This window comes from Streptomyces sp. NPDC034085, from assembly GCF_055575555.1.
The window spans coordinates 1,039,059-1,058,147 of record NZ_JBVISL010000001.1 but is presented as its reverse complement, the minus strand read 5'-3'; the positions used below and the strand labels follow the sequence as shown (position 1 = coordinate 1,058,147).

Genomic DNA, 19,089 nt, shown 5'->3' with positions numbered 1-19,089 from the left:
TCCGGGGATGACCGCCCGTGACGTCGACCCCCGGCTGCTGCGCGGCTTCCTCGCGGTGGCCGAGGAGCTGCACTTCTCCCGCGCCGCCGCCCGCCTCTACGTCGCCCAGCAGGCCCTCAGCCGGGACGTGCGCCGCCTCGAACAGGCCCTCGGCACGCCGCTGTTCCTGCGCACCACCCGCGCCGTCGAGCTGACCGCCGACGGGGAGCGGCTGCTGCCCCACGCCCGCGACGTCCTGCGCGCCCACGAGGAACTCGCCGCCGCCTTCGCCGGACCGCCCCGCGCGCTGCTCGTCGACACGAACACCGACGGCCCCAGCACGGGCCGGCAGGTGCTGGAACGGGCCCGCGAACTCGCCCCCGGCTGCGAGCTGATGGCCCGTTTCGAGAGCGGGCTCACCCATGCCGCCGCCGAGATCGCCGCCGGGCGCCTCGACGTCTCCTTCGGGTACGCGGCCGGCCTCGCCCCCGCGCTGCGCGCCCGGCTCGCCCACCGCCCGGTGCGCTACGAGCCCCTCGCCGTGCTGCTGCCCGAGGACCATGCGCTGGCCGCGCGGGAGACCGTACCGCTGGCCGCGCTGGCCGGGGAGCACGTGTACGCCGGCGCCGGGAACCCGCGGACCCTGGAGTGGACCGGGCTGGCCCGCGAGCTGTTCGCCGGGCGGGGCATCGCGCTCGCGCCGCCCGCCCCGGTGGCGGTGGGCAAGGAGGAGTTCCACCGGGTCATGGCCAAGACCCGCAACCCGGTCCTCGCGACCGTCGGCTTCCTGGAGATGCCCGGCTGCGTCAAGCGGCCGCTCGTGGACCCCGTACCGCTGTCCCCGCTGTCGATGGTGTGGCGCAAGGACCTGCGCCACCCCGGCCTGGACGCCCTCGACCGGGCGGCCGGCGAACTGCAGAGCGCCGGCGGCTGGCTGGACGTGCCCGCGGGCAGCTGGCTCCCGGCAGCGCTCACACCGGGTGCGGGCGGCGGGTGAGTGCAAGGTTTCGCGCCGGTCATCCGGCGGGGACCGGGGCCGAAACGCGCCGTTCCTAGCCTCCGTTCCACGGACGCGACAGCTGTGGAGGCGTGTGATGACCGGTACGAACGCACCGCGCAGGGGAGGCCGCTGGATCGAGCGGTGGGAGCCCGAGGACGAGACGTTCTGGCGGGAGACGGGGGAGCGGACCGCCCGCCGCAACCTCCTCTACTCCGTCCTCTGCGAGCACATCGGCTTCTCGATCTGGTCGCTGTGGTCCGTGATGGTGCTCTTCATGGGCCCCGAGTACGGGATCGACCCGGCCGGCAAGTTCTTCCTCATCGGCACCGCCACCTTCGTCGGAGCCCTCGTCCGCATCCCCTACACCTTCGCCGTCGCCCGCTTCGGCGGCCGCAACTGGACCGTCGTCAGCGCCCTGCTGCTGCTCGCGCCGACCGTCGCCGCGCTCGTCGTCATGGAGCCCGGCACCTCCTACGCCACCTTCGTGGCCGTGGCCGCCCTCACCGGCGTCGGCGGCGGCAACTTCGCCTCCTCCATGACGAACATCAACGCCTTCTTCCCGCTGCGCAAGAAGGGCTGGGCGCTCGGGATCAACGCGGGCGGCGGCAACATCGGCGTCCCGGTGGTCCAGCTCGTCGCCCTGCTGGTCATCTCCACCGCCGGCGCCGGACACCCCCGGCTGTTGCTCGGGACCTACCTCCCGCTGATCGTCGTCGCCGCCGCGCTGGCCCTCGTACGCATGGACAACCTGGCTCCCGTCCGGGGCGACGGCGGCGCCGTCCGCGAGGCCGCCCGCGACGCCCACACCTGGATCATGGCCTTCCTCTACGTCGGCACCTTCGGCTCCTTCATCGGCTACAGCTTCGCCTTCGGACTGGTGCTCCAGACCCAGTTCGGCCGCACCCCGCTCCAGGCGGCGTCCCTCACCTTCATGGGCCCGCTCCTCGGATCGCTCGTCAGGCCCGTGGGCGGCGCCCTCGCCGACCGGTTCGGCGGCGCCCGCATCACGCTCGCCACCTTCGTGGCGATGGCCGCCGCGACCGGAGTGGTCGTCCTGGCCTCCGTACGGGAGTCCCTGCCGGTGTTCCTCGTCGGCTTCGTGGCGCTGTTCGCGCTCAGCGGCCTCGGCAACGGCTCCACCTACAAGATGATCCCCGGCATCTTCCAGGCCAAGGCCCTCGCCCGCGGCCTCGGCGGCGAGGAGGCCGCCGCGCACGGACGGCGGCTGTCCGGCGCCTCCATGGGCCTGATCGGAGCCGTCGGCGCGCTCGGCGGGCTCGCCATCAACCTGGTGTTCCGCGAGGCCTTCACCACCTCCGGCGCCGGCACGGCCGCCTTCGTCACCTTCCTCGGCTTCTACGCCGTGTGCTGCGCGGTCACCTGGGCGGTATACCTTCGCCGGCCCGCCGCCGCGCAGGCTCCCGCCACCGCCGGGGACGAGGAGAGGGCGCAGCTCACCTCGGTGTGAGCCGTGCCCGCAGGAACGGCCGACCGGCCGGCGCCAGGCGCACCCGCCGGCCGGTCAGCCGGGCGGTGCAGGGCCGGTCGACCGGCCGGTTAACTGGCGCGAAATACGGTGGAACCGAGCCTGACACGACGCCTTGGCAGGCTCGGAGCACCGCCGGACCCTTGGCAGGGCCGGTGCATCCCCGGCGCAGTACACCCTCAGGGCAAGGCAGGACACCACGATGGACGACGCTACGCACGGCCCCCTGGCCGGATTCACCGTCGGAGTCACCGCCGCCCGGCGGGCGGACGAACTGATCGCCCTGCTGCGCCGGCGCGGAGCGGCCGTCATCCACGCCCCCGCCCTGCGGATCGTGCCGCTCGCCGACGACACGGAGCTGATGGCCGCCACCAAGGAACTCGTCGCCGACCCGCCGGACGCGGTCGTCGCCACCACCGCCATCGGCTTCCGCGGCTGGATCGAGGCCGCCGACGGCTGGGGCGTCGGGGAGGCGCTGCTGGAACGGCTGCGCGCCACCGAGCTGCTGGCGCGCGGACCCAAGGTCAAGGGCGCCGTCCGGGCCGCCGGACTGGTGGAGGCCTGGTCCCCGCAGTCCGAATCGCTCGCCGAGGTGCTGGACCGGCTGCTGTCCGGCGGGGTGCGCGGCCGACGGATCGCGCTCCAGCTGCACGGGGAGCCGCTGCCCGGATTCGTGGAGGCGCTGCGCGACGGCGGGGCCGACGTGGTGCCGGTGCCGGTGTACCGGTGGATGCCGCCCGAGGACCCCGCACCGCTGGACCGGCTGCTCGACGCGGTGGCCGTGGGGACGGTGGACGCCGTCAGCTTCACCTCGGCGCCCGCCGCCGCCTCCCTGCTGTCCCGGGCCGCGGAACGCGGGCTGCGCGAAGCCGTGCTGGAGGCGCTGCGCGGGCCCGTGCTCGCCGCGTGCGTCGGGCCCGTCACCGCGCTGCCGCTCCAGGCCGAGGGGGTGGAGACCGTACAGCCCGAGCGGTTCCGGCTCGGGCCGCTGGTGCAGCTGCTGTGCCGGGAACTCCCGGGCCGGGCGCGGGTCCTGCCCGTCGCCGGGCACCGGCTGGAGGTCCGGGGGCACGCGGTGCTCGTGGACGACCGGCTGCGCCCGGTGCCGCCCGCCGGGATGGCGCTGCTGGAGGCGCTCGCCCGGCGGCCCGGCTGGGTGGTGTCCCGGGCGGACCTGCTGCGGGCGCTGCCGGGGGCGGGGAGCGACGAGCACGCCGTGGAGACGGCGATGGCCCGGCTGCGGGCGGCCCTGGGCGTGCCGCGGCTGATCCAGACGGTGGTCAAGCGCGGGTACCGGCTGTCGGTGGACGCGGGGGCGGGCGAGGGCTGGAGCGCGGGGGGCGGCGTCCGCTAGCGTGCCCGGGTGATCGTCAACGGGGTGGAGATGAGGGGCCTGGCGGTCGGGGACGCCGCCGGGCTGGCCGACGTACTGCTGCGCAGCCGGGCTTCCATGGCCCCGTACGAGCCCCTGCGGCCCGAGGCGTACTACACCGAGGCCGGGCAGCGGGCCCGCATCGAGGGCATGCTCGACGAGCGCGACGGGGGCCGGCTGGTCCCGTACGTGCTCGTGGAGACGGCGAGCGGTGCCGTCGTCGGCGCGATGAACCTCGGCGGGATCGCGCGGGGACCCCTGTGCAGCGGCGGCGTCGGCTACTGGGTCGACCCCGCCTGGCACGGCAAGGGGCTGGCCACCGCCGCGCTGGAGGAGCTCTGCCGCACGGCGCGCGACGAGCTCGGGCTGCACCGGATCGAAGCCCAGACGCTGGTCGACAACACCGCCTCCATGCGGGTTCTGGCCAAGGCGGGCTTCACCGAGTACGGACTCGCCCCCGGCTTCCTCCACGTCAACGGCGCCTGGCGCGACCACCGCCTCTTCCAGCGGCTGCTGCACGACGACCCGCCACCTGCGTAACGCCCGCGTGCAGCCCCCCGCACGGGGGCTTCCGCTTCGAAGCCGCCGACGGCACTCTGGGGAGGCGACCCACGGCGACCGAGGTGACCGAGGCGGTGACGGGCATGTGGTTCGACTCCGGGCGGGTCTGTCTGGACCTGCTGGCCACGCATGCGTGCGGCGGGGCCGGTTCCGGATCCCGGGAGGGCATCCGTGACGGCGACGAGCTGCGGCTGTGGCTGGTCGGCGCCGGCCTGGTCCCCGACCGGACCCCGCTCGCGCGGCTCGGGCCCGACTGGGTGGAGGCCTTCCGCGCGCTGCGCCGCGACGTGGGCACCCTCGTACGGGCCGAACTGGCCGGCACTGCACTGGAGAAGGGCGCCCTGGCCCGGGTCAACGCCGCCGCCGCCGGACCGCCCCCGGGCGTATGCGCCGTACCGGACCGGGAAGGCCACCTCGTACGGGAACTGTGCGGCGGGGTGGAGTGCGCGGGGATGCTGGCCACGGTGGCCCGGGACGCGGTGGAACTCCTCACCGACCCGGGGGACCTGGCCCTGCTGCGCCCCTGCGAGGGCGACGGCTGCGCCCGCCTCTACCTGGACACCTCCCGCGGCCACCGCCGCCGGTGGTGCTCGAGCGAACAGTGCGGCAACCGCGAACGCGTGGCCCGCCACCGCAGGCGGGTACGGGTGGTGGGGGCGGTGGAGGGGTAGGGGGCGGGGGAGCGGGGTTCCGGCGGGGCGGTCTCAGGACCCGGCGCATGGCCCCCGGGCATCCGGGCACTCAGAGGACGTCCCTTGCCCGACGCCTAGGATTCGGCCGTGAACGACACGACACACGGCATACGGATCCGACCCGGCGGCCTGGCGGATGCGCCGGCCGTGCTCGACATGCTCGACGGTGCGGTGGCCTGGATGAACGCCCGGGGCAACGCCGAGCAGTGGGGCACCACGCCGTACTCGCAGAAGCCGGGCGGAGTCGAGCGGGTCGAGCGGTACCTGACCGAGAACATGCCCTACATCGCCGAGGTGGACGGAAAGCCCGTCGGGGCCATGGTGCTGGACTCCGGACCCAGCCCGCAGATGCCGATCCCCCCGGCCGGCGAACCCGAGCGGTACGTCCGCCTGCTCGTCTCCGACCGGCAGAGCGTCGGCCGGGGCATCGGAGCAGCCCTGCTGGCGCACGCCGTCGAGGAGACCCGCCGGGCCGGCCTGCACCTCCTGCGCGTCGACTGCTGGGCGGGCGGCGGGGGCGAACTGGTCGCCTTCTACGAGCGCAACGGCTTCACGCCCACCGACAGCTTCCTGTCCGACGCCTGGCCGGGCCAGGTCCTGGCCCGCCGCGTGTGAGACGAGACTCTGAGTGTGCCTATCAGCCCCAGACGGCCGCCGGACGCCAAGCCATGGTCATCACGTGACGACCTGTCGCGCCCAACGCTGCCGTGTGCGCTCCTGATCAACGCCTGGTGCAGGTATCAGCCCCAGACGGCCGCCGGACGCCAAGCAATCGGGAGCACGTAGCGATCTGACGCGCTCGGGTGCTCCGCAGGGGGCTCTGGTCACCCTTTCGTGCGGGTAGCCGGGCCCCCCGGCCCGGGATCACGGCCGCCGGATGCCCGGCAGGCCATGGCCCCCGCCCCCTCGCCTCGTCCCTGAGGGACCCGCTCCTGCCTGTCCTCCCTGGTGACCGTTCTTTTGGGGGCTTCCCGGCAGTCTTTCGGCTTTCCGGGGCGGGACGGGCTGTCAAGGGTCGCCGAAGGCGATCACGCAGTGACGCGAGCGCAGCGAGCGCCCTTGACAGGCCGGCCCGACACGGAACGACGATGGGACTGCCGGGAACCCCCCAAACCCTCCCTGATACGGCCCAAGGGCATACCGCCCCCACCCCCGTCCCACCCCCTACCCCACCCCGCCCCCGCCCGCCTCCCCGGACCGGCGTGCGGACAGGGGGCGGATTCGCGTACGGTTGACGGTCGCCCATGCACGTCAGAAGGGGGCCTTGGTGGCCGCGCAGAATGCCGCTGTCGACAGCACGGCGGATTCCGTCCGCGATCGGGAGATCGCGGTCGAGCAGACGCATCTCGATCAGGTGTACCGACGCCTTGAGGAGAAGATCCACGAGGCCGAGTTCCTCATGAACGACGCCGCCCAGCGCGGCCAGGTCGGCACGCCCGGCGCGCTCGCCGAGCGCGACGCGCAGGTGTTCCGTGCCGGGATCCACCTCAACCGGCTCAACAACGAGTTCGAGGACTTCCTCTTCGGCCGCATCGACCTCGTCCTCGGCAAGGACGGGGAGCGCGGCCCGGACGGCGCGTACACCTCCGTCGCGCCCGCCGACGACGCGATCCGCGACGATCTCACCGCCGACATCGCCGAGACCCTGCACATCGGGCGCATCGGCGTACTCGACTCCGACTACTCGCCCCTCGTCATCGACTGGCGCGCCCCCGCGGCCGCGCCGTTCTACCGCTCGACCCCCAAGGACCCCGGCCGCGTCATCCGCCGCCGCGTGATCCGCTCCAAGGGCCGCAAGGTGCTCGGCGTCGAGGACGACCTGATGCGCCCCGAGGTCACCGCCTTCCTCGACGGCCGGGAGCTGCCCGCCATCGGCGACGGCGCGCTCATGGCCTCCCTCGGCAGGGCCCGTACGCACTCCATGCGGGACATCGTCTCCTCCATCCAGGCCGAACAGGACCTGGTCATCCGCGCCCCCGCCGCCTCCGTCGCGGAGGTGGCCGGCGGGCCGGGCACCGGGAAGACGGCCGTCGCGCTCCACCGTGCCGCGTACCTCCTCTACCAGGACCGCCGCCGCTACTCCGGCGGCATCCTGATCGTCTCGCCGACCCCGCTCCTCGTCGCCTACACCGAGGGCGTGCTGCCCTCGCTCGGCGAGGAGGGCCAGGTCGCCATCCGGGCGCTCGGCTCGCTCGTCGACGGGGCCGAGGCGACGACGTACGACGAGCCGGCCGTGGCCCGGATCAAGGGTTCCTCCCGGATGCTGAAGGTGCTCCGCAAGGCCGTCCGGGGCGCCCTGGAGCTGGGCGACGCGCCCGAGCGGCTGCGCGTGGTGGCCTTCGGCCGGCGCGTCGAGCTGGAGGCCCCCGAGCTGAACCGGATCCGGCAGAACGTGCTCGGCGGCACCGCCCCCGTGAACCTGCTGCGCCCGCGCGCCCGCAAGCTGCTCCTCGACGCCCTGTACGCGAAGACGGGCGCGGCGGGCCGACACAGCGACCCGGAGCTGGCCGCCGAGCTGCGCGGCGCCTTCGACGAGGACATCTCCACCGAGGACGACTTCCTCGGCTTCCTGGACGCCTGGTGGCCGGAGCTGACCCCGCGCCGGGTGCTGGCCGCCATGGCCGACGAGCGGCGCCTGGGCCGCTGGTCGCGCCGGGACCTGAACCCGCGCGAGGCCCGCCAGCTGGCGCGGTCGCTGCGCCGGGTCGGGCCGGATGGCAAGGGGCCGCTGTCGGTGCACGACGTCGCGCTGCTGGACGAGCTCCAGCAGCTGCTGGGCGCGCCCGCGCGTCCCCGGCGCAAGCGGGAGATGGACCCGTTGGACCAGCTCAGCGGGCTGGAGGAGCTGATGCCCACCCGCGAGGAGACCACCTGGGAGCGGGCCGAGCGGCTCGCGGCCGAGCGGACCGAGTACGCGCACGTGATCGTGGACGAGGCCCAGGACCTGACGCCGATGCAGTGGCGGATGGTGGGCCGGCGGGGCCGGACGGGCACCTGGACGGTGGTCGGCGACCCCGCGCAGTCCTCGTGGACGGACCCGGAGGAGGCGGCCGCCGCCCGTGACGAGGCGCTGGGGAGGCGGCCGCGCAGGCGGTTCACGCTGACCGTGAACTACCGCAACCCGGCCGAGGTCGCCGAGGTGGCCTCCCGGGTGCTGGAGCTGGCGATGCCGGGGATGGAGCCGCCGACGGCGGTGCGTTCCACGGGCCTGGAGCCCCGGTTCACGGCGGCCGGCCAGGACCTGGGCGAGACGGTGCGGGAGGAGACCCGGCGGCTGCTCGCGCAGGTCGACGGGACCGTCGGCGTGGTCGTGGCGATGGAGCGGCGTGCGCAGGCCGCGCAGTGGCTGGCGGAGCTGGGCGACCGGGCGGTGGCGCTGGGCAGCCTGGAGGCCAAGGGGCTGGAGTACGACGCCACCGTGGTCGTCTCGCCGGCGGAGATCGCGGAGGAGTCCCCGGCGGGCCTGAGGGTGCTGTACGTGGCGCTGACGCGCGCGACGCAGCAGCTGACGGTGGTCTCGGCGGCGGGCGACAAGCCGGGCGCGGACGGGGTGCCGGAGCTGCTCCGCCCCTGAGGCGCCCCGTACGGCCCGCGGCCAGGAGCGTGATCCGGCCTGGTCCGGGGCGCCGAACTCGCGCGAGGGGGATCGCTTCCGGCGATCCTTTGTTAGCCTGGTTACGACACCGGCTCGATCCAAGCCCCCGGGCCCAACCTTCGTCGCTTAGAGCGACCACTTGCCGCGAGGCGAGCATGGCGGGTCGGTGTCTTAGCTTCTTTTCGGTCGTCACACCAGGTCCGGGCCCTCCACGCGTGGAGGGCCCGGACCTGTTTTGTATCAACCCACCATTCCGGGCACCCATAATCTCTCGTATGGTGGAAGAGTCTTTCCGAAATTTGTAGCTGGTTACCTTGTACCGGCTGGTAGGTGGGACGATCGGACAACAGGTCCTGCCGCACCCGCCCCGTCGGGCGGTGCCGCGCCGGACCCTGTGTACAGAAGAACCAGGGACAGAAGAGGAAACACGGCCATGGCAACGGCGCCCAGCGTCTCGTATTCGATGACGGTCCGCCTGGAAGTGCCCGCGAGCGGAACCGCGGTCTCCCAGCTCACCACCGCCGTGGAGTCTTCCGGAGGATCGGTCACCGGCCTCGACGTCACCGCCTCGGGGCACGAGAAGCTCCGGATCGACGTCACGATCGCCGCCACCTCCACCGCGCACGCCGACGAGATCGTCGAGAAGCTCCGCGGCATCGAGGGCGTCAGCCTCGGCAAGGTCTCCGACAGAACCTTCCTGATGCACCTCGGCGGCAAGATCGAGATGTCGTCCAAGCACCCCATCCGCAACCGTGACGACCTCTCGATGATCTACACCCCGGGCGTCGCCCGCGTGTGCATGGCCATCGCCGAGAACCCCGAGGACGCCCGCCGCCTCACCATCAAGCGCAACTCCGTCGCAGTCGTGACCGACGGCTCCGCCGTCCTGGGCCTCGGCAACATCGGCCCGATGGCCGCGCTGCCCGTCATGGAGGGCAAGGCGGCCCTCTTCAAGCGCTTCGCCGGCATCGACGCCTGGCCGATCTGCCTCGACACCCAGGACGCCGACGAGATCGTCGCCATCGTCAAGGCCATCGCCCCGGGCTTCGCCGGCATCAACCTCGAGGACATCTCCGCGCCGCGCTGCTTCGAGATCGAGGCCCGGCTGCGCGAGGCCCTCGACATCCCCGTCTTCCACGACGACCAGCACGGCACCGCCATCGTCGTCCTCGCCGCCCTGACCAACGCACTTCGCGTGGTGGGCAAGGCAGTTGGCGACGTCAAGGTCGTCATGTCGGGCGCCGGCGCGGCCGGTACGGCCATCCTCAAGCTGCTCCTCGCGGCGGGCGTCAAGAACGCCGTCAGCGCCGACATCCACGGCGTCGTGCACGCCGGCCGCCCCGACCTGGTGGACGCCGCGCCCGACTCCCCGCTGCGCTGGATCGCCGACAACACCAACCCCGAGGGCTACACCGGCACCCTCAAGGAGGCCGTGGTCGGCGCCGACGTCTTCATCGGCGTCTCCGCCCCGAACGTGCTCTCCGGCGAGGACGTGGCGGCGATGGCGGAGGGCGCCATCGTGTTCGCGCTCGCGAACCCGGACCCGGAGGTGGACCCGGCCGTCGCACGCCAGACCGCCGCCGTCGTGGCCACCGGCCGCTCGGACTTCCCGAACCAGATCAACAACGTGCTGGTCTTCCCGGGCGTCTTCCGCGGCCTGCTGGACGCCCAGTCGCGGACCGTGAACACCGAGATGATGCTGGCCGCCGCGACCGCCCTCGCCGACGTCGTCGGCCAGGACGAGCTGAACGCCAACTACATCATCCCGTCCGTCTTCAACGACAAGGTCGCCGGAGCCGTCGCGGGCGCCGTCCGCAAGGCCGCCCAGGCCGCCGCTGTGACGGGGCCCACGGCCTGATCCCGGCGCGTCGCGGGATGCGGGCCCGCCGGGGCGCCTCTAGGGTTGCGGGGGTGCCCGCGTGGCCCGCGGTCCGCATCCGCCGGCGCCCCTGGTCGCGGACGGAGCGTCACCGAGGCGTGACTGTGGCGCTTTTCGTGTGACCCTGGCGGGTGCCGGATTGGCTTTCCCGCCGCTGGTGGGGGCAGGATGCGTAACCGGGCGAGAGGGTCTGACGTTCAGACCCGGGTCCGGGGACTGTCCTAGGGCCCTGGCAGCATCGGCTTCGATCTCACGCCTCTAAGGCAAGTTGAACACGGGAGTACAACATGAACCGCAGTGAGCTGGTGGCCGCTCTGTCCGAGCGCGCCGAGGTGACCCGCAAGGACGCCGACGCCGTTCTGGCCGCGCTCGCCGAGACCGTCGGCGAGATCGTCGCCAAGGGCGACGAGAAGGTCACCATCCCCGGCTTCCTGACCTTCGAGCGCACCCACCGTGCCGCTCGCACCGCGCGCAACCCGCAGACCGGCGACCCCATCCAGATCCCGGCCGGCTACAGCGTGAAGGTCTCCGCGGGCTCCAAGCTCAAGGAAGCCGCCAAGGGCAAGTAGTACCGCCCTTGTGCCGAGGGCCGCACAGGCCCTCGGGACGGCAGTGGTACGTAGAACGGCCGAGGGCGGCCACCCCGTACGGGGTGGCCGCCCTCAGGCCTTTCCAGGGCCCCTCAGGGGCCCTGGACGGTGATCGTCAGACCAGGTCGCCGTTCGGCAGCTCGACCTTGGCGCCGAGCTCCACGAGCTTCTCCATGAAGTTCTCGTAGCCGCGGTTGATCAGGTCGATGCCGTGCACGCGCGAGGTGCCCTCGGCCGCCAGCGCCGCGATCAGGTACGAGAAGCCGCCGCGCAGGTCGGGGATGACCAGGTCGGCGCCCTGCAGCTTGGTCGGGCCGGAGACGACGGCCGAGTGCAGGAAGTTGCGCTGGCCGAAGCGGCAGGCGCTGCCGCCCAGGCACTCCCGGTACAGCTGGATGTGCGCACCCATCTGGTTGAGCGCAGAGGTGAAGCCCAGCCGGGACTCGTACACCGTCTCGTGCACGATCGACAGGCCCGTGGCCTGCGTCAGGGCGACGACCAGCGGCTGCTGCCAGTCGGTCTGGAAGCCGGGGTGCACGTCCGTCTCCAGCGCGATCGCCTTCAGCGGGCCGCCCGGGTGCCAGAAGCGGATGCCCTCGTCGTCGATCTCGAAGGCGCCGCCGACCTTCCGGTACGTGTTCAGGAAGGTCATCATCGAGCGCTGCTGCGCCCCGCGGACGTAGATGTTGCCGCCGGTCGCCAGGGCCGCGGAAGCCCACGAGGCGGCCTCGAGGCGGTCCGGGAGCGCCTGGTGGTTGTAGCCGCTCAGACGGTCGACACCGGTGATCCGGATGGTCCGGTCGGTGTCCATGGAGATGATCGCGCCCATCTTCTGCAGTACGCAGATGAGGTCCTCGATCTCCGGTTCGACGGCGGCGTTGCTCAGCTCGGTCACGCCCTCGGCCAGTACGGCCGTCAGCAGGACCTGCTCGGTCGAGCCGACCGAGGGGTAGGGCAGGCGGATCTTGCACCCGCGCAGGCGCTGGGGGGCCTCCAGGTACTGGCCGCCCTCGCGCTTCTCGATGGTCGCGCCGAACTGGCGGAGCACGTCGAAGTGGAAGTCGATCGGCCGGCCGCCGATGTCGCAGCCGCCCAGGCCCGGGATGAAGGCGTGGCCGAGGCGGTGCAGCAGCGGGCCGCAGAAGAGGATCGGGATCCGGGAGGAGCCCGCGTGCGCGTCGATGTCGGCGACGTTCGCACTCTCGACGTAGGTCGGGTCGAGGAGCAGCTCGCCCGGCTCCTCGCCGGGGCGCACGGTCACGCCGTGCAGCTGGAGCAGACCGCGAACGACCCGCACGTCACGGATGTCGGGAACATTGCGCAGCCGGCTCGGCTCGCTGCCGAGCAGGGCGGCCACCATGGCCTTCGGCACGAGGTTCTTCGCACCGCGGACACGGATCTCGCCCTCGAGCGGGGTTCCGCCGTGGACAAGCAGGACATCGTTGCCGGTCATGGATCTCGCGTTCCGGAGTGGATGGGCAGGGGACCAGACGTAAGAGTAAGGGCCACCACCCCCTTGTTTGTATGGGTGACGGGGCCGTAAAACTGTCATGAATGCGGCACAACACCCAGGGTGTCCGCCAGGTAGCGGAGTGTGGCGTTCCGGCATGTGGGACGGTGCGCGCTCCTCTCTGCCGCAGTGCGCCCTGAGCTGCGCGTGATCCGTTTCGACCGCCCGCTCCCCCCGAAGGGCGAATGTGCGAGATCATGTGCCCATGACCGAGGTGTCCTCCCTCACAGGGCGGCTGCTCGTGGCCACCCCCGCCCTCGCGGACCCGAACTTCGACCGCGCGGTGGTGCTGCTGCTCGACCACGACGAGCAGGGCTCCCTCGGCGTGGTCCTCAACCGGCCCACGCCCGTGGACGTCCGCGACATCCTGCTGCCGTGGGCCCCGCTGGCCGGCGACCCCGGGGTGGTGTTCCAGGGCGGGCCCGTCGCGCTGGACTCGGCCCTGGGCGTGGCGGTGATCCCCGGCGAGGAGGGGCCGCTCGGCTGGCGCCGGGTACACGGCGCCATCGGCCTCGTCGACCTGGAGGCCCCGCCCGAACTGCTCGCCGCGGCCCTGGGCTCCCTGCGCATCTTCGCCGGCTACTCCGGATGGGGCCCCGGCCAGCTGGAGGACGAGCTCGGCGGCGGCGCCTGGTACGTCGTCGACTCCGAACCGGGCGACGTCTTCCACCCCGACCCCGAGCGGCTGTGGCGGGCGGTGCTGCGCCGCCAGCGCAGCGACCTCGCCATGGTCGCCACCTATCTGGACGACCCGTCGCTGAACTGACCCCGGCACCGTTCAGTACCCTGGTTTTTATGAGCACTCTTGAGCCCGAGCGCGGGACTGGTACGGGGACCCTCGTAGAGCCGACGCCGCAGGTGTCCCACGGCGACGGCGACCACGAGCGCTTCGCCCACTACGTCCAGAAGGACAAGATCATGGCGAGCGCGCTCGACGGCACCCCCGTCGTCGCGCTCTGCGGCAAGGTGTGGGTCCCGGGCCGCGACCCGAAGAAGTACCCCGTCTGCCCCATGTGCAAGGAGATCTACGAGTCCATGGGCGCCGGCGGCGACAAGGACAAGGGCGGCAAGGACAGCTAGCAGGTCCCGGCTCCGCCGGACGAAGGCCCCCGGGCGCACGCGTGCGCCCGGGGGCCTTCGCCGTCCCCGGCGGGCGGGTTAGGGTCGGCGCGACGACCCGGCACCCCGCGGAACGGGCGTTGCGAGGGGTGCCCCAGGCTGGCTGCCGCGGAGGGCTGACGCATGGACCTGATCCCGCAACCCCGGAGCGCCGTTCCCGACCCGGAGGGACGCCGCTACACCTTCGGCCCCGAGCCCGTGCTCGACGCCGGGCCCGGCGCCGGGGGCGTCGCGCGCTGGCTGCGCCGGGAGGTGGGCGCCGCCACGGGGTGGGAGCTGCCGCCGCCCGGCGCGGGAGCGCGGGACGACGTACGCGGTGGTGCGCGGGGCGGCGTACGCGGCGACGTACGGCTGCGCGTCGCGCCCGGGGGAGCGGACGGGCTCGGGCCGGAGGCGTACCGCCTCCGCATCGGCGCCGACGGCGTGGACCTGGCCGGCGGCGACGCGGCCGGGCTGTTCTGGGGCGCCCAGACGCTGCGTCAGCTGCTCGGCCCCGAGGCGTACCGCAGGGCACCGCTGCGCCCCGGCCGCCCATGGAGCCTGCCGTACGCGGACATCACCGACGCCCCCCGCTTCGGATGGCGCGGCATGATGCTCGACGTCGCCCGGCACTTCATGCCCAAGGACGGGGTGCTGCGCTACATCGACCTGCTCACCGCCCACAAGCTGAACGTGCTGCACCTGCACCTGACGGACGACCAGGGCTGGCGCGTCGAGATCGAGCGCCACCCCGGGCTCACCGGGACCGGCGCCTGGCGGCCGCGCAGCCGGTGGGGCCACCGGGCCTCCCCGCGGTGGAACGAGACCCCGCACGGCGGCTACTACACCCAGGACGACATCCGCGAGATCGTCGCCTACGCGGCGGAGCGGCACGTACGGATCGTCCCGGAGATCGACCTCCCCGGGCACTCGCAGGCCGCGATCGCCGCCTATCCCGGACTCGGCAACACCGACGTCGTGGACACCGCCGCGCTCGGCGTGTGGGACGACTGGGGCATCAGCGAGAACGTCCTCGCGCCCACCGAGGACGTACTGCGCTTCTACGAAGGGGTCTTCGAGGAGGTCCTCGGCCTCTTCCCGCCGGAGGTCTCGCCGTTCGTGCACGTCGGCGGGGACGAGTGCCCCAAGGAGCAGTGGCGGGCGTCGCCGGCCGCCCAGGCGCGCATCCGTGAACTGGGCGTTGACGGCGAGGAGGGGCTCCAGGCCTGGTTCATCCGGCACTTCGACGGCTGGCTGGCGGAGCGCGGCCGCCGGCTCATCGGCTGGGACGAGATCCTGGAGGGCGGCCTCGCCGACGGCGCGGCCGTGTCCTCCTGGCGCGGGTACGCCGGCGGCATCGCCGCCGCCGAGGCCGGGCACGACGTGGTGATGTGCCCCGAGCAGCAGGTGTACCTGGACCACCGTCAGGCGGACGGCCCCGACGAGCCGATGCCCATCGGGTACGTGCGCACGCTCGAGGACGTCTACCGCTTCGAGCCGGTGCCGCCGAAGCTGTCGCCGGAGGCCGCCGCGCGCGTCCTGGGCGCCCAGGCCAACGTGTGGACCGAGGTGATGGAGAACCAGGCCCGCGTCGACTACCAGGTGTTCCCGAGGCTGGCCGCATTCGCGGAGACGGTGTGGTCGCGGCTGCCGGAACCGGAATCCCGTGACTGGGCGGGCTTCGAGGCGCGGACGGCCGCCCACCGCGCCCGCCTGGACGCCCTCGGGGTCGACTACCGGCCACCGTCCGGACCGCTGCCCTGGCAGCGGCGGCCGGGGGTGCCGGGACGCCCGATCGAGGGCGCGCCCCCGATCGTGTGACCCGGGTGCGCGGGGGGCGCTCCGGCGCCACCCGTCCTGAAGCGGAACTCTTCGGAAACCTGCGGAACTCTCCCCCGAATAAGGCCTATACGGACGAAAACGGACGTTCGGCTCATGGTGTGCGGGCGGTGCCCGGCCCCGCACGCACGCCGCGCCCCGGCTGCGTCCGGGCGGCACCGGTGCGCGGGCCGGCGCCCGGTGCGCGGGCGACCCTCGCGCCGGGCGGTCCCGAAGATGTGCCAGAGTTGCCACGTCCCGGCGGTGAGCACGTACCGTACGGCGGACAGGCGTGAGCGCCGGGACCGGGACATCGGGAAGGGGCAGCCGGGTTGACCACGCACGCACCGCACACACCGCATTCGGCTCAGGAGCCGCACGCACTGCATTCGGCTCGGGGGCCGCAGGCGGACCGGGCGGCGCAGTCCGTGACGCTGCCGGCCTCGCTCGACGAGGCCGTCGCGGCACTCGCCGCCATGCCCGCGGCCGTGCCCGTGGCGGGCGGCACCGACCTGATGGCCGCCGTCAACGCCGGACTGCTGCGCCCCGCCGCCCTGGTCGGCCTCGGCCGGATCAACGAGATCCGCGGCTGGCAGTACCAGGACGGGCACGCGCTGCTCGGCGCCGGTCTGACGCACGCCCGGATGGGTCGGCCGGATTTCGCCGCTCTGATCCCGGCGCTGGCGGCGGCCGCCCGGGCCGCGGGCCCGCCCCAGATCCGCAACGCCGGCACCCTCGGCGGCAACATCGCCTCGGCCGCGCCGACCGGTGACTCCCTGCCGGTGCTGGCCGCGCTGGAGGCGGAGCTGGTGATCGTCGGCCCCGGCGGCCTCGGCGACTCCGGTGTCGCGCAGCGCGAGATCCCCGTCTCCCATCTGCTGGCCGGGCGCGACATGCTGCGGCCGGGCGAGCTGATCGGCTTCGTGCGGGTGCCGCTGCTGCACGCGCCGCAGGTGTTCCTGAAGGCCACGGGGCGTACCGGGCCGGGGCGCGCGGTGGCGTCCGTGGGGCTCGTACTGGACCCCGCGCGCCGCGGCGTGCGGTGCGCGATCGGCGCGGTGGCCCCGATGCCGCTGCGGCCGCTGGAGGCCGAGCAGTGGGTGGCCTCGCTGATCGACTGGGACGGGGACCGCAGCCTGGCTCCCGAGGCGCTGGAGGCCTTCGGCGAGTACGTCGCGGCCGCATGTGTGCCCGACCAGGGGGAACCGGTCTCCTCCGGTGTACTGCATCTGCGGCGGACGGTGGCCGTGCTGGCGCGCAGGGCCCTGGGGAGGGCGCTGACCTCATGAGCGAGAACGAGAACATGAGCGGAACGACGGGGAACACGGGGCACGACGGCAACACGGGGCACGGCGCCGGCGCGGGGAACGGCTGGGGCTGGGAGCCGGTGCCGCAGGGCGGCGAGTACGACAACGAGGCCACGGCCTTCGTGCAGCTGCCGCAGGAGATGCTGGACGCGCTCGACAGCGGGGAGCCGCTGGCGGCGCCCGGGCACGGCTTCGTGCCGCCGCCGATGATCGTGCCGCTGGGGTCGGCGAGTACGGACCCCTCCGCCACCGGGACGTGGACGATGCCGGTGCAGTGGCCGGAGGCCGGCTCGGGGGCCGGTACGGGTGCGGGGGCGGGCCCGGGGGCCGGCACCGGGCCCGGTGCCGGGGCCGCCGCGCAGGCGGCCGGCCGGACGCCGATCCCGGCGTCGATCCCGCTCCCGGCGTCGGTGGCGGCCGCCTTCGCGGCGGCGTCGGCGGGGGCGCGGGACGCGGAGGCCGAGCCGCGCGGCGGGCTGCACGGGGACCCGCAGGGCGGGCTGGGCGGCGGGCTGCCGCAGGGCGGGGCGCACGGCGATCCGCAGGCCGGCCCCTACGCCGGGCCGCACTCCGACCGGGATTCCGGCTCGACCGCCGAGTGGCACTTCCCCGAGGCGGTGCACCACTCCGAGGACGCGATGGCCACGGGGCAGTGGACGCTGCCCGGCGGCGCGGGCGACCCCGCCCTGGACGGCGGGTGGGGCCAGGCCGCCCCGGCGACGCTGCCGGGCGGGGCCGCCGCGCCCTGGGCCGCCCCGTCGGACGCTCCTTCGGCGGCTCCTTCGGCCGCTCCCGAACAGCCGGAAGCGGGTGAGGCGCGGGACGCCGGCGCCGGGGTGCTGCTGAGCTCCGGCGTGCTCCCGGGCGAGGTCGCCGGCGCTCCTGGGGGCCCGGGTGCCGCCGGACGCGGTCCGAGGGTGCTGGGCGGGCCCGGGGTCGGCACCCCGCTGCCCGAGACCTACCTCCAGGCCGGGCCGGAGCCGGAGGCCGTGCCTCCCGCCGCCCCCGACATCGACGCCGCCCACGGCCCGGCCGGGATGCCGGACGAGGGCCAGCGGCCGCGTCCGGTGGAGGGCGCCGGCGCGGAGGGTGCCGAGGGCACCGGACGCGGCTTCGAGCAGACCCCGGCAGCCGCCCCGGCCGAAGCGGAGGCCGCGCCCGTGCCGGGTGACGGCGGTGCCGACATCGGTGTGACACCTCCGGGCGAGGGCGACACCGGGAGTTTCCCGGCCCAGGGGGCGGCGTACGAAGAAGAGGGCACCCCCGCCGTCGCCCAGCACGAGCATCCGGCGGCTTCCTACGTCCTGCGCGTCAACGGCGCCGACCGGCCCGTCACCGGCGCCTGGATCGGTGAGTCCCTGCTGTACGTGCTGCGCGAGCGCCTCGGCCTGGCCGGCGCCAAGGACGGCTGCTCCCAGGGCGAGTGCGGGGCCTGCGCGGTGCAGGTCGACGGGCGGCTCGTCGCCTCCTGCCTCGTCCCGGCGGCGACGGCGGCCGGCAGCGAGGTCCGGACCGTGGAGGGCCTCGCGAGCGGCGGGGAACTCTCGGACGTGCAGCAGGCGTTGTGCAGGTCGGGCGGGGTGCAGTGCGGCTTCTGCGTGCCCGGCATGGCCATGACCATCCACGACCTGCTGGAGGGCAACCACGCCCCCAGCGACCTGGAGACCCGCCAGGCGCTGTGCGGCAACCTCTGCCGCTGCTCGGGCTACAAGGGCGTCATCGAGGCGGTTCGCGAGGTCGTCGCGGAGCGCGAGGCGAGCGCGGCGCAGGCGGCGGGCGCCGAGGCGCTCATCCCGCACCAGGCACAGCCGGGCGAGGGCGGCATCCACGGGACGGCCCACGGGACGGACGCCTTCCAGGCCTTCGGCGCGGACCCGGGCCCGGGCGGGTTCGAGGGACTGAACGGACTGAACGGACACGGCGGATCGACCGGACCGGACGGACACGGCGGATCGGCCGGACCGGACGGATACGGCGGACTGACCGGCCCCGGCGAACACGGCGGATACGGCGAACACGGCGGAACCGACGGGCACGGCGTACCGAACGGACTCGGCGAACACGGCGGATACGGCGAACACGGCGGACCCGACGGGCACGGCGGACTGACCGGACCCGGCGGACCGGACGGACACGGCGCGGACCAGCACAACGGAGGCATGGCGTGAGCGGGCAGGACGCGGCCACGGCGACGGCCGGCAC

General features: G+C 74.0%; 15 protein-coding genes. 14 read left to right on the top strand and 1 reads right to left on the bottom strand.

Translation table 11 applies throughout. The annotated features are described in order from the left end of the window. Positions 1–7: 7 nt before the first annotated feature. From ACZ501_RS04940 to ACZ501_RS04900, 9 genes are all read left to right on the top strand, one after another. Positions 8–976: a LysR family transcriptional regulator gene (locus ACZ501_RS04940; protein WP_361607797.1), complete on the top strand. Its 969-nt coding sequence runs from the start codon at positions 8–10 to the stop codon at positions 974–976. Between the two features lie 97 nt (positions 977–1,073). Continuing rightward, positions 1,074–2,447, top strand: a complete 1,374-nt coding sequence (locus ACZ501_RS04935) for a nitrate/nitrite transporter (protein WP_361607794.1) — start codon at positions 1,074–1,076, stop codon at positions 2,445–2,447. Positions 2,448–2,667: 220 nt separating this feature from the next. Next, the gene (locus tag ACZ501_RS04930) at positions 2,668–3,819 is read left to right on the top strand and encodes a uroporphyrinogen-III synthase (protein ID WP_361607791.1); all 1,152 of its coding nucleotides are present in this window, start codon (positions 2,668–2,670) and stop codon (positions 3,817–3,819) included. A gap of 9 nt (positions 3,820–3,828) precedes the next feature. Beyond that, entirely contained in the window at positions 3,829–4,377 is a 549-nt protein-coding gene (locus ACZ501_RS04925) for a GNAT family N-acetyltransferase (RefSeq protein WP_361607788.1), read from the top strand. A 95-nt stretch (positions 4,378–4,472) separates the two neighbouring features. Further along, complete coding sequence (locus ACZ501_RS04920) at positions 4,473–5,069, top strand: CGNR zinc finger domain-containing protein (RefSeq protein WP_361607785.1); 597 nt, start codon at positions 4,473–4,475, stop codon at positions 5,067–5,069. Positions 5,070–5,177: 108 nt separating this feature from the next. After that, a complete protein-coding gene (locus ACZ501_RS04915; protein WP_468792564.1) occupies positions 5,178–5,705 on the top strand; it encodes a GNAT family N-acetyltransferase in 528 nt (175 codons plus the stop codon). Positions 5,706–6,357: 652 nt separating this feature from the next. Then, complete coding sequence (locus ACZ501_RS04910; protein ID WP_468792561.1) at positions 6,358–8,664, top strand: HelD family protein; 2,307 nt, start codon at positions 6,358–6,360, stop codon at positions 8,662–8,664. A gap of 454 nt (positions 8,665–9,118) precedes the next feature. After that, positions 9,119–10,543, top strand: coding sequence for an NAD-dependent malic enzyme (locus tag ACZ501_RS04905; protein WP_361610744.1), 1,425 nt, complete (start codon positions 9,119–9,121; stop codon positions 10,541–10,543). A gap of 308 nt (positions 10,544–10,851) precedes the next feature. Beyond that, the gene (locus ACZ501_RS04900; protein WP_007264399.1) at positions 10,852–11,133 is read left to right on the top strand and encodes an HU family DNA-binding protein; all 282 of its coding nucleotides are present in this window, start codon (positions 10,852–10,854) and stop codon (positions 11,131–11,133) included. A gap of 136 nt (positions 11,134–11,269) precedes the next feature. On the opposite strand, the gene murA is transcribed toward ACZ501_RS04900, so the two are convergent. Then, on the bottom strand, positions 11,270–12,607 hold the full coding sequence (murA, locus tag ACZ501_RS04895; RefSeq protein ID WP_361611435.1) for a UDP-N-acetylglucosamine 1-carboxyvinyltransferase: 1,338 nt from the start codon (positions 12,605–12,607) through the stop codon (positions 11,270–11,272). 262 nt (positions 12,608–12,869) lie between these two features. On the opposite strand from murA, the gene ACZ501_RS04890 reads away from it, so the two are divergent. The 5 genes from ACZ501_RS04890 (at position 12,870) to ACZ501_RS04870 (ending at position 19,055) form a co-directional block, all read left to right on the top strand. After that, the gene (locus ACZ501_RS04890; protein WP_361611437.1) at positions 12,870–13,430 is read left to right on the top strand and encodes a YqgE/AlgH family protein; all 561 of its coding nucleotides are present in this window, start codon (positions 12,870–12,872) and stop codon (positions 13,428–13,430) included. A 29-nt stretch (positions 13,431–13,459) separates the two neighbouring features. Then, entirely contained in the window at positions 13,460–13,744 is a 285-nt protein-coding gene (locus tag ACZ501_RS04885) for a DUF3039 domain-containing protein (protein WP_361611439.1), read from the top strand. 162 nt (positions 13,745–13,906) lie between these two features. Beyond that, the gene (locus tag ACZ501_RS04880) at positions 13,907–15,583 is read left to right on the top strand and encodes a beta-N-acetylhexosaminidase (RefSeq protein WP_468792559.1); all 1,677 of its coding nucleotides are present in this window, start codon (positions 13,907–13,909) and stop codon (positions 15,581–15,583) included. A gap of 380 nt (positions 15,584–15,963) precedes the next feature. Beyond that, a complete protein-coding gene (locus tag ACZ501_RS04875) occupies positions 15,964–16,869 on the top strand; it encodes an FAD binding domain-containing protein (RefSeq protein WP_361611227.1) in 906 nt (301 codons plus the stop codon). Further along, a complete protein-coding gene (locus ACZ501_RS04870) occupies positions 16,866–19,055 on the top strand; it encodes a (2Fe-2S)-binding protein (protein ID WP_468792556.1) in 2,190 nt (729 codons plus the stop codon). The genes ACZ501_RS04875 and ACZ501_RS04870 overlap by 4 nt, the downstream gene beginning before the upstream one ends. The last annotated feature ends 34 nt before the right edge of the window (positions 19,056–19,089 follow it).